Origin of the sequence: Streptomyces sp. SID13031, assembly GCF_010548305.1 — a bacterium.
GTDB lineage: Bacteria > Actinomycetota > Actinomycetes > Propionibacteriales > Kribbellaceae > Kribbella.
Genome location: NZ_JAAGLV010000020.1, coordinates 96,163 through 108,487 on the forward strand (window position 1 = coordinate 96,163; position 12,325 = coordinate 108,487).

General features: G+C 68.6%; 14 protein-coding genes. 9 read left to right on the top strand and 5 right to left on the bottom strand.

Annotated elements, in window-relative coordinates; all coding sequences use genetic code 11:
- The 3 genes from G3I17_RS32265 to G3I17_RS32275 all read right to left on the bottom strand — a co-directional run bounded on the left by G3I17_RS32265 (window position 1) and on the right by G3I17_RS32275 (window position 2,654).
- The gene (locus G3I17_RS32265; protein WP_164601696.1) at window positions 1–360 is read right to left on the bottom strand and encodes an NADH-quinone oxidoreductase subunit A; all 360 of its coding nucleotides are present in this window, start codon (window positions 358–360) and stop codon (window positions 1–3) included.
- A gap of 132 nt (window positions 361–492) precedes the next feature.
- Window positions 493–1,806 carry a geranylgeranyl reductase family protein gene (locus tag G3I17_RS32270; protein WP_164601698.1) on the bottom strand — a complete coding sequence of 438 codons (1,314 nt, stop codon included), beginning with the start codon at window positions 1,804–1,806 and terminating at the stop codon, window positions 493–495.
- Between the two features lie 149 nt (window positions 1,807–1,955).
- Window positions 1,956–2,654 (bottom strand): demethylmenaquinone methyltransferase, encoded by a 699-nt coding sequence (locus G3I17_RS32275; protein ID WP_164601700.1) that lies wholly within the window; start codon window positions 2,652–2,654, stop codon window positions 1,956–1,958.
- Window positions 2,655–2,796: 142 nt separating this feature from the next.
- On the opposite strand from G3I17_RS32275, the gene G3I17_RS32280 reads away from it, so the two are divergent.
- The 6 genes from G3I17_RS32280 (at window position 2,797) to G3I17_RS32305 (ending at window position 8,306) form a co-directional block, all read left to right on the top strand.
- On the top strand, window positions 2,797–4,080 hold the full coding sequence (locus G3I17_RS32280) for an isochorismate synthase (RefSeq protein WP_164601702.1): 1,284 nt from the start codon (window positions 2,797–2,799) through the stop codon (window positions 4,078–4,080).
- Window positions 4,080–4,697: an MBL fold metallo-hydrolase gene (locus G3I17_RS32285; RefSeq protein WP_164601705.1), complete on the top strand. Its 618-nt coding sequence runs from the start codon at window positions 4,080–4,082 to the stop codon at window positions 4,695–4,697. Before G3I17_RS32280 ends, G3I17_RS32285 begins: the two co-directional genes overlap by 1 nt.
- 67 nt (window positions 4,698–4,764) lie before the next feature.
- A complete protein-coding gene (locus G3I17_RS32290) occupies window positions 4,765–5,706 on the top strand; it encodes an ABC transporter ATP-binding protein (RefSeq protein WP_203591057.1) in 942 nt (313 codons plus the stop codon).
- Window positions 5,703–6,470, top strand: coding sequence for an ABC transporter permease (locus tag G3I17_RS32295; protein WP_164601707.1), 768 nt, complete (start codon window positions 5,703–5,705; stop codon window positions 6,468–6,470). Before G3I17_RS32290 ends, G3I17_RS32295 begins: the two co-directional genes overlap by 4 nt.
- A 22-nt stretch (window positions 6,471–6,492) precedes the next feature.
- Window positions 6,493–7,686, top strand: a complete 1,194-nt coding sequence (locus tag G3I17_RS32300; RefSeq protein ID WP_164601710.1) for a histidine kinase — start codon at window positions 6,493–6,495, stop codon at window positions 7,684–7,686.
- Window positions 7,683–8,306 carry a response regulator transcription factor gene (locus G3I17_RS32305; RefSeq protein WP_164601712.1) on the top strand — a complete coding sequence of 208 codons (624 nt, stop codon included), beginning with the start codon at window positions 7,683–7,685 and terminating at the stop codon, window positions 8,304–8,306. The genes G3I17_RS32300 and G3I17_RS32305 overlap by 4 nt, the downstream gene beginning before the upstream one ends.
- Before the next feature lie 91 nt (window positions 8,307–8,397).
- Here the strand turns inward: G3I17_RS32305 and G3I17_RS32310 are convergent, their stop codons facing one another.
- Together G3I17_RS32310 and G3I17_RS32315 are read right to left on the bottom strand one after the other, a co-directional pair.
- Window positions 8,398–8,967 (bottom strand): hypothetical protein, encoded by a 570-nt coding sequence (locus G3I17_RS32310; protein WP_164601714.1) that lies wholly within the window; start codon window positions 8,965–8,967, stop codon window positions 8,398–8,400.
- Entirely contained in the window at window positions 8,964–9,794 is an 831-nt protein-coding gene (locus G3I17_RS32315) for a GNAT family N-acetyltransferase (RefSeq protein ID WP_164601716.1), read from the bottom strand. The genes G3I17_RS32310 and G3I17_RS32315 overlap by 4 nt, the downstream gene beginning before the upstream one ends.
- A 57-nt stretch (window positions 9,795–9,851) precedes the next feature.
- On the opposite strand from G3I17_RS32315, the gene G3I17_RS32320 reads away from it, so the two are divergent.
- The 3 genes from G3I17_RS32320 (at window position 9,852) to G3I17_RS32330 (ending at window position 12,296) form a co-directional block, all read left to right on the top strand.
- Window positions 9,852–10,478: a PadR family transcriptional regulator gene (locus G3I17_RS32320; protein WP_164601719.1), complete on the top strand. Its 627-nt coding sequence runs from the start codon at window positions 9,852–9,854 to the stop codon at window positions 10,476–10,478.
- Window positions 10,479–10,548: 70 nt separating this feature from the next.
- A complete protein-coding gene (locus G3I17_RS32325; protein ID WP_239063125.1) occupies window positions 10,549–11,535 on the top strand; it encodes an ATP-binding cassette domain-containing protein in 987 nt (328 codons plus the stop codon).
- Entirely contained in the window at window positions 11,532–12,296 is a 765-nt protein-coding gene (locus tag G3I17_RS32330) for an ABC transporter permease (RefSeq protein WP_164601721.1), read from the top strand. The genes G3I17_RS32325 and G3I17_RS32330 overlap by 4 nt, the downstream gene beginning before the upstream one ends.
- Window positions 12,297–12,325 lie beyond the last annotated feature (29 nt).

Here is a 12,325-nt window from a genome sequence, read left to right on the forward strand (position 1 = left end):
TCAGTCCCACTCCAGTCCGCCGCGGCGCCAGACGTAGGCGTACGCGACGAAGACGGTAACGATGAAGATGACCATCTCGACCAACCCGAACAGCGCCATCTGATCGAAGGCGACGGCCCAGGGGTAGAGGAAGATGATCTCGATGTCGAACACGATGAAGAGCATCGCGGTGATGTAGTACTTCACCGGGAAACGCCCACCACCGACCGGCTGCGGCGTCGGCTCGATACCGCACTCGTACGAGTCGAGCTTGGCCCGGTTGTAGCGTTTCGGGCCGACGAGCGCGCTCGTCACCAAGGTGCCCGCCACGAAGATCGTCGCGAGCACACCGAGGATGAGGATCGGTACGTAAGGGTGCATCTTGGGCTGCTCCCTCCTTACTTGCGTCCGGTGGTACGTGGGTCGGTCGTGTGCGTAGTACTGGTCACTGCCTACTGCGGTGCAGCACTGTGTTACCAGTACCGCTGTGTCTCACGTCACGCGCCCCGCCGATCAGGCGGCGGGAACGACCTTGGTGAGACCGTTGATGATCTTGTCCATCACGTCGCCGTCACGCGGGTCGGTGAGGTTGGCGAGCAGTTTCAGGGTGAATTTCATCAAGGTGGTGCGCGGCAGACCGTACTTGGTGCACAGCTTCATCACCTCCGGGTTCCCGATCAGCTTCACGAACACCCGGCCGAGCGTGTAGTAGCCGCCGTACTCCTGCTTCAGCGCCTTCGGGTACGCCGAGAGGGCGCGCTCGCGCTGGTTCGGCTGGCGGCGCATTGCCTGGGCGGCGACCTCGGCGGCGAAGGCGCCGGACTCCATCGCGTACGGGATGCCCTCGCCGTTGAACGGGTTCACCATCCCGCCCGCGTCGCCCAGCAGCATCAGCCCGCGGGTGTAGTGCGGCTGCCGGTTGAAACCCATCGGCAGCGCCGCCCCGCGGATCGGGATGGTCTGGAACTCGTCGCGGAACTGCCACTCCTCCGGCGTGTTCTTCAGCCACTGCTTGAGCAGGTCGGCGTAGTCGACCTTGCCGAAGGCATCGGAGGTGTTCAGGATGCCGAGACCGACGTTGACGGTGCCGTCGCCCATCCCGAAGATCCAGCCGTAGCCCGGCAGCAGGTTGCGCTGACCCGGGTTCTTCGGGTCGTCGGCCCACAGCTCCAGCCACGACTCGAGGTAGTCGTCGTCGTGGCGCGGGCTGGTGAAGTACGTCCGGACGGCCACCCCCATCGGGCGGTCGTCGCGCTTGTGCAGACCCATCGAGACGCTCAGCCGCGACGAGTTGCCGTCGGCCGCCATCACCAGCGGCGCCCGGAACTCGAGGTCGTCGCCGGCCCGGCGGCCGTTGTCGTCGACCGGCTTGGCGGTGACGCCGACGATGAAGCCCTTGTCGTCCAGGATCGGCGCGGTCACGTTGGTCCGCTCGCGCAGCTGGGCGCCGGCCTTGACGGCCTGGCGGGCCAGCATGTCGTCGAAGTCCATCCGGTTGCGGGTCAGCCCGTAGTTCGGGTGGCTGGCCAGGTCTGGCCAGTCGAGCTGCAACTGGTGCCCGGCGCCCTGGATCCGCAGGCCGTAGTTCTTGATCCAGCCGGCCTCGGGCGAGATGTCGATGCCCATGTTGATCAGCTGCTTGGTCCCGCGCGGGGTGAGGCCGTCGCCGCACACCTTCTCGCGCGGGAAGGCGGTCTTCTCCAGCAGCAGCACGTCGAGGCCCGCGTTGGCCAGATGGTACGCGGCGGCCGAGCCTGCGGGCCCGGCGCCGACGACGATCACATCAGCGGTCTCGGCCTGCTGCCTGCTAGGCACGCTCTGGCTCATCTCATCCCGGCCTGGTGGAGGGCTGTGTCACTCGTGAAGGGATTCACGAGGCCTGGTCATCCGACAGTCTAGGACTGCCTGACTTGGACACGAAACCGGCCCGGAACCCCTTGCCTGCAACCGATTTATGCGCCTGTTTCGTTGCGTAATTAGACCGGCTTGACGGCCCGGTGAATCGCGACCAGACCACCTGTCAGGTTGCGCCACTGGACGTGGGTCCAGCCCGAGGCGGCGATGGTGTCGGCGAGAGGCGCCTGACCAGGCCAGGCGCGGACCGATTCGGCCAGGTAGACGTAGGCGTCGGGGTTGGTGGAGACCGCCTTCGCGACCACCGGGACCGCGCGCATCATGTACTCCAGGTAGGCGACCCGGAACGGTTTCCAGGTCGGGTGCGAGTTCTCCAGCACCACCAGCCGGCCGCCCGGCTTGGTCACCCGGAGCATCTCGGTGAGCGCCACCGTGACGTCGTTCACGTTCCGCAGCGCCCAGGAGATGGTGACCACGTCGAAGGTCTCGTCGGCGAACGGCAGCCGGAGCGCGTCACCGGCGATCAGGTCCAGCTCGGGGTACCGGCGTTTGCCGACCCGGAGCATCCCGACCGAGAAGTCGCAGGACACCACCTCGGCGCCCGCCTCGCGCAGCTTCACGCTCGACGCGCCGGTGCCGGCCGCCAGGTCGAGGATCTTCATCCCCTTCCGCGGCGCGATCTCCGCCAGCGTCTGCGGCCGCCAGTAGGCCTTCTCCAGCCCCATCGTGGCGACCGCGTTGGTCCGGTCGTAGCCCTCGGCGACGTTGTCGAACATGGCTGCCACTTGCTCGGGTTGTTTGGTGAGATCCGCCCTGGTCACCTGTCTAGTTGATCACGGTCGCGACAGGCGCCGAAATTCGCCGGTTACCTGGGCGGCCTACGCTTGCCTCTCGTGAGCGAATCTCCATTGAGCCGGCCGGCCATCGAGACCCGGGGCCGGGAAGCGAGCGAGGAGTGCAAACGTGGCCTTGTCTGACCCGGTCCGACCCGGCCTTTCAGCCAGCGCCGAGCCGGCGCCGCACCTGGTGATCCGCAGTCAGCGGGTCGACGGTGTCGCCGCCGCGCTGATGGACCATCTGCCGGAGACCGGCGGTCTGGCCTGGGTACGCCGCGGCGACGGGCACGTCGGCTGGGGCGTCGCCGCCCGGCTGGACGTTGCCGGGAGCAACCGGTTCGCCGAGGCGCAGGAGTGGTGGCAGGAGCTCACCGCGAGCGCCGTCGTCCGCGACGAGGTCGGCGTACCAGGATCGGGACTGGTCTGCTTCGGTTCGTTCGGTTTCACCGACATCGACGCCAGTGAGCTGGTGGTGCCCGAGGTGATCGTCGGCCGCCGCGGCGGGATCACCTGGGTGACGACGATCTCCGGCGCGAGCTCCTTGGCCGCACTACCCGAGCTGACGACATACGAGCCTGAGCCGGTCGGCGCGGTCGCCTTCGCCGACGGCGCCCGGTCCGGAACCGAGTGGTCGGGCATCGTGGCCGACGCGGTCAAGCGGATCACCAGCGGCGAGCTCGACAAGGTGGTGCTCGCCCGCGACCTGATCGCGATCTCGCCCAACCCGATCGACTTGCGCTGGCCGCTGCGCCGGCTCGCCGCGGCGTACCCGAACTGCTGGACGTTCTCCGTCGACGGCCTGATCGGCGCCACCCCGGAGCTGCTGGTCCGCCGCGAGAAGGGCCTGATCACCTCGCGGGTGCTGGCCGGCACCATCCGGCGTACCGGCGACGACGCCCACGATCTCGCGCTGGCCGCCTCGCTGGCGCGCTCGAGCAAGGACCTCGAGGAGCACGAGTACGCCGTCCGCTCGGTCGCGGACGCGCTGAAGCCGCACTGCAAGTCGATGAACGTGCCCGAGACGCCGTTCGTGCTGCACCTGCCGAACGTGATGCATCTCGCCTCCGACGTCGCCGGGGTCGCCGCCAACGGAGCCTCCGCGCTCGGCCTGGCCGCCGCGCTGCACCCGTCCGCGGCGATCTGCGGTACGCCGACCGACGCCGCGCGCGACGTGATCGGCGAGATCGAGGGCATGCCGCGCGGCCGGTTCAGCGGGCCGGTCGGCTGGATGGACGCGGCCGGCGACGGCGAGTGGTGCATCGCACTGCGCTGCGGTCAGGCCGACCCCCACGACCCGACCAGGATGCGCCTGTTCGCCGGCGCCGGCATCGTCGCCGGCTCCGACCCAGAGGCCGAGCTGGCCGAGACGAACGCAAAATTGGTTCCGATGCGAGACGCTCTGGGAGATTGATGAAGCTCACGAAGTACACGCATGCTTGTGTCCGGTTGGAGAAGGACGGCAAGGTGCTGCTGGTCGATCCGGGCAGCTTCACCGAGGACGCCGCCTTCGAGGGCGTGGACGCGATCCTGGTCACGCACGAGCACCAGGACCACCTCGACGTCGACCGGGTGAAGGGGATCGACGCCCCGATCTGGACCAACGCCGGGGTGGCCGGGCAGCTCGGTGAGCTGGGCGAGCGGGTCCAGATCGTTGCCGACGGCGACGTTTTCGAGGCGGCCGGTTTCGCGGTCCGTGCCTATGGCAAGGATCACGCGATCATCCTGCCGGAGCTGGGCGTTCCGTGCCAGAACGTCGGCTACCTGATCGAGGATGCCGTCTACCACCCGGGCGACTCGTTCACCCAGCCCGACCGCAAGGTGCACACCAACCTGGTGCCGATCTCGGGCCCGTGGTTCGCGCTGCCGCCGGCCGTCGACTACGCCCGCGCCGTCGACGCGGTGCAGACCATCGGCATCCACGACGCCCTGCTCAGCCCGATCGGCCAGGGCATGATGCAGCGCTTCCTCGACTCCGAGGACCGGCCGTACCAGCAGCTGTCCCCGGGCACCACGGTCGAGGTCAACTGACATTTGTCACCACTACTGGTGACAGCTGCACGCAGTACGGGGCCGCTCGGCCGCCAGGCTGATCCGTATGGACGAATCAGCGGTCATCCAGGTCGAGCGGCTCACCCGCCGGTACGCCGGCAGGCCCGGCTACGACGCCGTACGCGGTGTCGACTTCTCGGTCCGGCGGGGTGAGCTCTTCGCGCTGCTCGGCACCAACGGCGCCGGCAAGACCTCCACCCTGGAGATCCTCGAAGGTCTCGCCCAGCCGACGTCGGGAACCGTCCGGGTGCTCGGCAAGGACCCGTTCCACGACCGGCGGACAGTCCGGCCGCGGATCGGGATCATGTTGCAGGACAGGGGTTTCGCCGCCGATCTGACCGTGGCCGAGACCACCAAGATGTGGACCGGCACGCTCAGCAGACCGCGCCCGGTCGGCGAGGTCCTCGAGCTCGTCGAGCTGACCAGCAGGGCCAACGTCCGGGTCCGCCAACTGTCCGGTGGTGAGCGGCAACGACTGAGCCTCGGCCTGGCGATCGCGGGCCGGCCGGACCTGTTGTTCCTGGACGAGCCGACGGCCGGCCTCGACCCGGAGAACCGGCAGAACACCTGGCGGCTGATCTCTAGGATGCTGGAGTCGGGTACGACGGTCCTGCTGACCACCCACTACCTGGCCGAAGCCGCCGAGCTCGCCGACCGGTTGGCGATCATGCACCGCGGCCGGATCGTCGGACTCGGCACTCCGGCCGAGATCGCCGGCATCCAGCCGGCCCGGATCTCCTTCCACCTGCCTGCCGGCGCCACCCTCCCGGACCTCCCCCAAGCTGTTGCCACCGTCAACGGCAGCGACAAGGTCGTGCTCGACACCGAGGATCTCCAGGTCACCCTCACTGCGCTGCTGGCCTGGGCGGCACCGGCCGGGATCCAGCTGACAGACCTCACCGCCCGCCCGGCATCGCTGGAGGAAGCCTTTCTCGCGATCGCCGAGTCGGACCCGATCTCCGACTCCACCGAAGGAGCAGTCGCATGACCTCACTCGCCTGGTCGGAGGCTCTGCTGCTCCGCCGCAATCCGCTGGCTGTGCTGGTCGCCATCGGTCTGCCGATCTTCGTCGTGCTGGGACTGCAGTCGTCGGCGGAACTGATGGCCGTCGTCGGCCCGGACCCAGGCTCGGCGATCCTCACCATGATCGCGGCCGTGTCGCTGAACCTCTTCGTCTACTACAACCTCGTCAGCTCGCTGGTCGCCCGCCGCGAGGAACTCGTCCTCAAACGACTGCGCACCGGCGAAGCCACTGACCTGCAGATCCTGGCTGGTGCCGCGATCCCCGCAGTGGTCATCGCCTGGGGTCAGGCGGCGCTCGCCGCTATCGCCAGCGCGCTGCTGGTCGGGTTGCCCCTACCGGTGAACCTCCTGCTGGTGGTGCTCGCCTTGTTGCTCGGCGCGGCTGTATTCGCCCTGCTTGCGGCTGCTACCACCGCGCTGACCCGCAGCGTGGAGATGGCACAGCTGACGACGTTGCCCTTCCTGCTCATTCCGCTGAACTTCAGTGGCCTCTACTTCCCGCTCTCCGAGCTACCGGAGGGCCTGGACCAGTTGGCGCGGCTGCTGCCGCTCACGCCGGTGGTGGAGTTGCTGCGACTCGGCCTGTCGGGCACCACGCCGGACGGGAGCACAGTGAGCTTGGCGGGGTCGTTCGCACCCGCAGTACAGCCGGTGCTCGTCCTGCTGGCCTGGGTGGTCGTCGGCGGGCTGGCAACGCGCCGCTGGTTCCGCTGGGAGCCCCGGCGTTGAGCGACGTGACAGGCTGAGCACCATGGTTCCCGTCCCGCGCTGGTGGCTCGAGCGCAGCAGAGCCGAGCGCTTCGACATCACCCTGCGCTGGCCGCTGTACTCCCTGTCCTGCGGGGAGTTGCTCCTCGCCGCACTGATCACCGTCGGGCAGCGGGATCTTCACATCGCGGGTGCCGTGCTGTTCCTTGTCGTCGTCGCCGCGCACACCACGGCCAACCTGCTCCTGCTCCGCGCGGCCATCAGCAGGTATCTGACCGGAGCCCCGGTCCCCAGCCGTCTGATTGCAGTTCCCACTGCCTTGACTCTTGCTGGCTTCCTTGCTGCGGACCTGGCCTTCCCCAAGTTCGGCTGGGGTAGCGGCGAGGCAGAACTCCACATCCCCGTGAGCGTTATGCTGATCGGCGCCTTGACCTTCGCTCTGACGCCGATGCTGCGGTGGGCGCCGCTGCTGGGCGTGATCCTCGCCGGAGCGGCTGTGACTGGCGCGTGGTCGCTCCAGCTGGGTCCGGCGATCGCCTATGTCTCCTGGGCTGTTCTCATCGTCTTCACCTGCCGAGTCTCGGTGTGGACGCTCAGCCTCGGCTGGGAGATCGACCGGTCCCGCGCGGTCAGCGCTCAGCTCGCGATCGCCGAGGAGCGGCTGCGGTTCGCTCGTGATCTGCACGACACTCTCGGGCACAACCTGTCGCTGGTCGCAGTACGGAGTGAGCTGGCTGCAGCACTCGCGACGCGGGGCGACGCGTCAGCTGCCGACCAGATGCTCGACGTCCGGCAGATCGCCCACGACTCGCTCCGCGAGATGCGGGCCGTCGTCAGCGGCTACCGCGCCACCGACCTCGCCTCCGAGCTGGCCGGCGCCCAATCGGTACTCCGGTCCGCAGGCGTCAACTGTCGCGTCATCGGCGACGGCACCGCGCTGCCGCCCGCGACCCAGGCGGCGCTCGGCTGGGTCGTGCGGGAGGGCACCACGAACGTCATCCAGCACAGCAACGCGACCGTGTGCAAGATCGAGCTCGACCTCAGCATGGGTGACGTCATCTTCCTGCGGATGGAGAACGACGGCGTTTCGGCAACCTCGGACCAGCCGAAGACCTCCGAGGGCGGGACCGGGATCGCCGGGCTGCGCGAACGCCTCGGCTCTCTCGGCGGAACGCTGACCGTCGCCGCCCCGCCCGGCGGCTTCATCCTGGTCGTCCAACTCCCGGTGCCGCGATGATCCGGCTCCTGCTCGCCGACGACGAGAACCTGATCCGGACCGCCCTCGCCGCGCTGCTGTCCCTGGAAGAAGACCTCGAGGTGGTCGGCCAGGCCGCCTCCGCGGACGAGGCGCTCGCAATGGCCCGCCGGCACCGGCCTGACGTCGCAGTACTGGATCTGCAGATGCCCGGCGCCACCGGCTCCTCGGCGATCGGCGGCATCGGCGTCGTCGAGACCCTCCGCGCCGAACTCCCCACCTGCAGCTGCCTGATCGTCACCGGCCACGGCCGCCCCGGCCACCTGAAGCAGGCCCTGGCCGCCGGCGTCCGCGGATTCCTCCCGAAGACCGTCTCGGCCCACGTCCTCGCCGACGTCATCCGCACGATCCACACCGGCGGCCGGTACGTCGACCCCGAACTGGCCGCCGAAGCCATCAGCGCCGGCGACAACCCGCTGACCCCACGTGAGGCCGAGGTTCTGGAACACGCCGCCGACGGCGCCCCGATCGAACAGATCGCCCGCCGCGCCTCCCTCGCCCCCGGCACAGTCCGCAACTACCTCTCCTCAGCCGCCACCAAACTCAACACAGCGAACCGCTACGAATCAGTCCAGGTCGCCCGCATGCACGGCTGGATCTAGCCTGCGATCCGGCGTTGACGCATGGGGGCCGCCCGGATCCGCACCGCAGACCCGGCCCCGGCGTTACGGCTAAGCGGGAAACTTCTCGTCGCTATCTGCAAACTTCTTTCCACCCAGACGCCACAGCCACCCACCCCTCCCCGGATGCGGACAGAACTCTCCCCAAACCGCTAAGCAGCCACTTTTCGGGCTCAGAGCGGCGGCCGCTGGCGGCGGGGAGGGCCTGGCGCGCGGCGCCGGCTGCGTGCTGGTCGGTGAAGTCGGCGAGTTTGTGGAGCCGCAGGCCGACGGTCTGCCGGAAGGTCTTGCCGTTGCGCGCGGCAAGCAACTCGGCCAGCAGCCGCGCGGCGCTCGCGGTACCGGCGATGGAGTCGGGGTTCGGGGCCTGGTCGGCGCAGACGTCGGCGATCGCCGGGACCAGGGCGTCAGGTAAGGCACCGAGGTTGATGCCGCGGTGGGCGCTGCACAGGACGGCTCCGTTGACGTCGCCCGCTTCGTCGTGGATCGACAGGAACAGCGGCGGCGTGGGGTCGTGGATGATGCCGTTGATGCGGTCCTCGGTGTTACTCAGCAGGACCGAGTGCAGCACCGGATCCCTTTGCAGAAAAGGGAAGGCGATCGCCTTGAACTCTGCGGGGTCACTTGTCGCCCGGACCTTCACGGCACGAAGATCAGGTCGACGAAGTCCGCGACCGGGACGTAGCCGAGCTGTGCGTAGATCTTGTTCGAGGTCCGATTGGCCAGGTCGGTGTAGAGACAAGCCTGGTTGCCCTTGGCAAGGATTTTCGCGGTGACCTCGCCGGTGAGGGCGCCCGCGTATCCGTGCCGGCGGTGCTCCGGTGGGGTGTAGACCGGCCCGACCCGGCTGACGCCGAAGAGCGGGAGGTGGGAGCCGGCCATGCTCACCGGCTCGCCGCCGTCCTCCCAGATCCACAGCGTGCCTCGCTCCAGGTGGTGCTCCGCCCACGCCAGATCGATCGTGGCGAACTCTCCCCGGAAGCCGTCGGACACCCACTCGGCAGCCAGCTGTACGTCGTCCTCGCGCATCGGCCGCGGATTCCCGGGCGCCGTCAGCGCAACGAGCGCCTCCAGTTTGTGCAGGCGACTCCCCCTGGACTCCACCCCGGTGACCTCGCGCAGTTCGGCCCACCGTTCACCGAAGGCTCGGACCGCGGCCCGGTCGCCCGCCACACCACCGACCTCAGGCACCAGCTCGGCGAACGCCTCGGCGATCTCGCCGGCCAGGTCCGCACGCAGCGCGCCGAGATGGACGGGCCGGCCAGGAGTCCTCATCGCAGCGCCGATCACCGCACCGGCGTCGTCGTGCACCGAGACGAAGTACGAGGGCTCGGACTCGGCCGAGCGCCCTCCAGCGGCGCGCTCGGCGACGTTGCCCAGGATGACCGTGTGCAGGACCGGGTCCGCCTCCAGGAACGAGAAGGTGGTCGCCTGGAAGTCCTTTGGGTCACTGGTGACTCGCACGCTCATGGCGAGTCACCCTACGGGCAGCATCGCGATCGAGGCAGGTGAATTTACACTGCGAGCATGTCCACCACGCGATTGCTCCTGCTCGGGGTCGTCCGGATCTTCCAGCCCGCGTACGGCTACCAGCTGCGGCGCGAGCTGATGACCTGGAAGGTGGAGCACTGGGCGAACATCAACCCTGGCTCGATCTACACCGGTCTGCGCACCCTGGCCAAGCACGGTTACCTGCTGGAGCTGGAGGAAGGCGCCGGCAACAAGCCCGGCCGGACGTCGTACAAGCTGACGTCGGACGGCGAGATGGAGTACTTCTCGCTACTGCGGGCGGCCCTGTGGAGCGTCGACGGCTTCCAGCCGGACCGGATGCAGGCCGCGCTGAGCTTCCTGTGGTCGCTGCGCCGCGACGAGGTGCTGGCGGCACTGGAGTCCCGGATCGTCCAGCTGGAGCAGCTCGCCAAGTTCGAGCCTTTCGCCGAGCGGCAGATCCAGGAAGACCCCGCCACACCGGATCATGTGGTGGAGATGTTCCGGATCTCCAGTGCGCGCGACCGCGGCGAGCTGGAGTGGACCAAGGCGTTCCGGCAGCGGGTTACCGACGGGGACTACTCCTTCGCCGGTGAAGCGCCGAGCTGGCAGCCGAAACCGGGGACGACAACGCACTGGGGCGTCATCCCGGAGCCGCCCGGCTGACACCTCCGCGCAGCAGGTCCAGATTTAATCAACATTGACTATTCAATGTTGATTAGTCGAGACTGTCCGGATGATGATCGAAGCTCGCGGACTCGTCCGCACCTTCAAGACCAAGCGCGGGCCGGTTCAGGCCGTGCAGGGGGTAGACCTGGATGTCGCCGACGGGGAGATCGTCGGCTTCCTCGGCCCGAACGGGGCCGGCAAGACCACCACCATGCGAATGCTGGCGACACTGATCACGCCGACCAGCGGCACCGCGACGGTCGCCGGTTGCGACCTGGCCAAGGATCCCGTCGGCGTCCGCCGACGGATCGGGTACGTCCCGCAGAGCGGCTCCACGCTGCCTGAGGCGATCGCCGGCGACGAGGTCGTCGACCACGCGCGGCTGTACGGCGTGAGCAAGAAGAAGGCGGCCGCCGACGGCCAGGCCCTCTTCGACCAGCTGGACCTGCCCGGCCTGTGGCGGCGGCAGTGCAAGACCCTGTCGGGCGGCCAGCGGCGCCGGCTCGACATCGTGATGGGGCTGATCCACGACCCCAAGCTGATCTTCCTGGACGAACCGACCACCGGCCTCGACCCGCAGGCGCGGGCGAACCTGTGGGAGCACATCCGCGGCCTGCGCGACAGGGGCGCGACGATCTTCCTCACCACCCACTACCTGGACGAGGCGGACGCGCTCTGCGACCGGATCCTGGTCATCGACCACGGCAAGATCGTCGGCGCCGGCAAGCCCGACGAGCTCAAGCAGCAGGTCTCCGGCGACGCCGTTCGGCTGAGTCTGGCCGACGGCTCGCAGGCGCCCGCGGTGAGCAAGGTGGTCGCGGAGCTGCCGGGCGCGGACGCCATCGAGACCGACGGCGACGTGGTCGCCTTCCGGATCCCCAAGGGCGGTTCGGTACTACCGTCGCTGCTCCGATCGATCGATGCCCAGGGCATCGAGCTGAACGGCGTCGAGGTGCACCGGCCGACGCTGGACGATGTCTTCCTGACGATGACCGGGCGCTCGCTGCGCGACGAGGACGCCCCCGTGACCGAAGAGAAGGAGGCCGTCGTATGAGAGTCCTGACCGAGACCTGGATCGTCTTCAACCGGGCGATGCGGCTGTCGCTGCGCAACCCGATGTGGTCCATCCTGATGCTCAGCCAGCCGCTGATGTACCTGTTCCTGTTCGGCCCGCTGCTCAAGCCGATCACCGCGCAGATCAGCCAGGGCGCGACCACGAACGCCTACCAGGTGTTCATCCCCGGCCTGATCGTCCAGCTCGGCATGTTCGGGGCGATGTTCGTCGGCTTCGGCCTGATCGCGGAGTACCGGGCCGGCGTGATCGAGGCCGACCGGGTCACCCCGGCCTCCCGGATCGCGCTGATGGCCGGCCGGGTCCTGCGAGACGTCGTGGTGCTCGTCGTGCAGACAGTGCTCTTGCTGCTCGCCGCGCTGCCACTGGGCCTGCGCGCACCGTGGGGCGGGGTGCTGCTGTCGCTGGTGATCGTCGCCCTGCTCGGCGCGACCTTCGCCTCCCTGTCGTACTCAGTCGCCCTCATCACCAAGAGCGAGGACGCCCTGGCGCCGCTGCTCAACGGCATCGCGATGCCGCTCCTGCTGCTGTCCGGCATCCTGCTCCCGATGCAGATCGGCCCGACCTGGCTGCAGCGGCTGTCCGACATCAGCCCGCTGAAGCACGTCGTGAACGGCGTCCGCGCCCTCTTTCGCGGCGACATCTCCAGCAGCGCCTCCCTGTGGGGTCTCTTCTGGGTAGTCCTCCTGACGGCCGTCGGCCTGACAGTCGGCGCGCGCACCTTCCGCAAGGAATCCGCCTAGTCCCCCACCCTTGCGTCCGAAGAACTGGA

Coding starts and splice junctions, on each gene's coding strand:
- G3I17_RS32315 (WP_164601716.1), bottom strand. CDS start 9,794: ATGAGCGTGCGAGTCACCAGTGACCCAAAGGACTTCCAGGCGACCACC.
- G3I17_RS32265 (WP_164601696.1), bottom strand. CDS start 360: ATGCACCCTTACGTACCGATCCTCATCCTCGGTGTGCTCGCGACGATC.
- G3I17_RS32305 (WP_164601712.1), top strand. CDS start 7,683: ATGATCCGGCTCCTGCTCGCCGACGACGAGAACCTGATCCGGACCGCC.
- G3I17_RS32285 (WP_164601705.1), top strand. CDS start 4,080: ATGAAGCTCACGAAGTACACGCATGCTTGTGTCCGGTTGGAGAAGGAC.
- G3I17_RS32325 (WP_239063125.1), top strand. CDS start 10,549: ATGATGATCGAAGCTCGCGGACTCGTCCGCACCTTCAAGACCAAGCGC.
- G3I17_RS32270 (WP_164601698.1), bottom strand. CDS start 1,806: ATGAGCCAGAGCGTGCCTAGCAGGCAGCAGGCCGAGACCGCTGATGTG.
- G3I17_RS32330 (WP_164601721.1), top strand. CDS start 11,532: ATGAGAGTCCTGACCGAGACCTGGATCGTCTTCAACCGGGCGATGCGG.
- G3I17_RS32300 (WP_164601710.1), top strand. CDS start 6,493: ATGGTTCCCGTCCCGCGCTGGTGGCTCGAGCGCAGCAGAGCCGAGCGC.
- G3I17_RS32320 (WP_164601719.1), top strand. CDS start 9,852: ATGTCCACCACGCGATTGCTCCTGCTCGGGGTCGTCCGGATCTTCCAG.
- G3I17_RS32295 (WP_164601707.1), top strand. CDS start 5,703: ATGACCTCACTCGCCTGGTCGGAGGCTCTGCTGCTCCGCCGCAATCCG.
- G3I17_RS32290 (WP_203591057.1), top strand. CDS start 4,765: ATGGACGAATCAGCGGTCATCCAGGTCGAGCGGCTCACCCGCCGGTAC.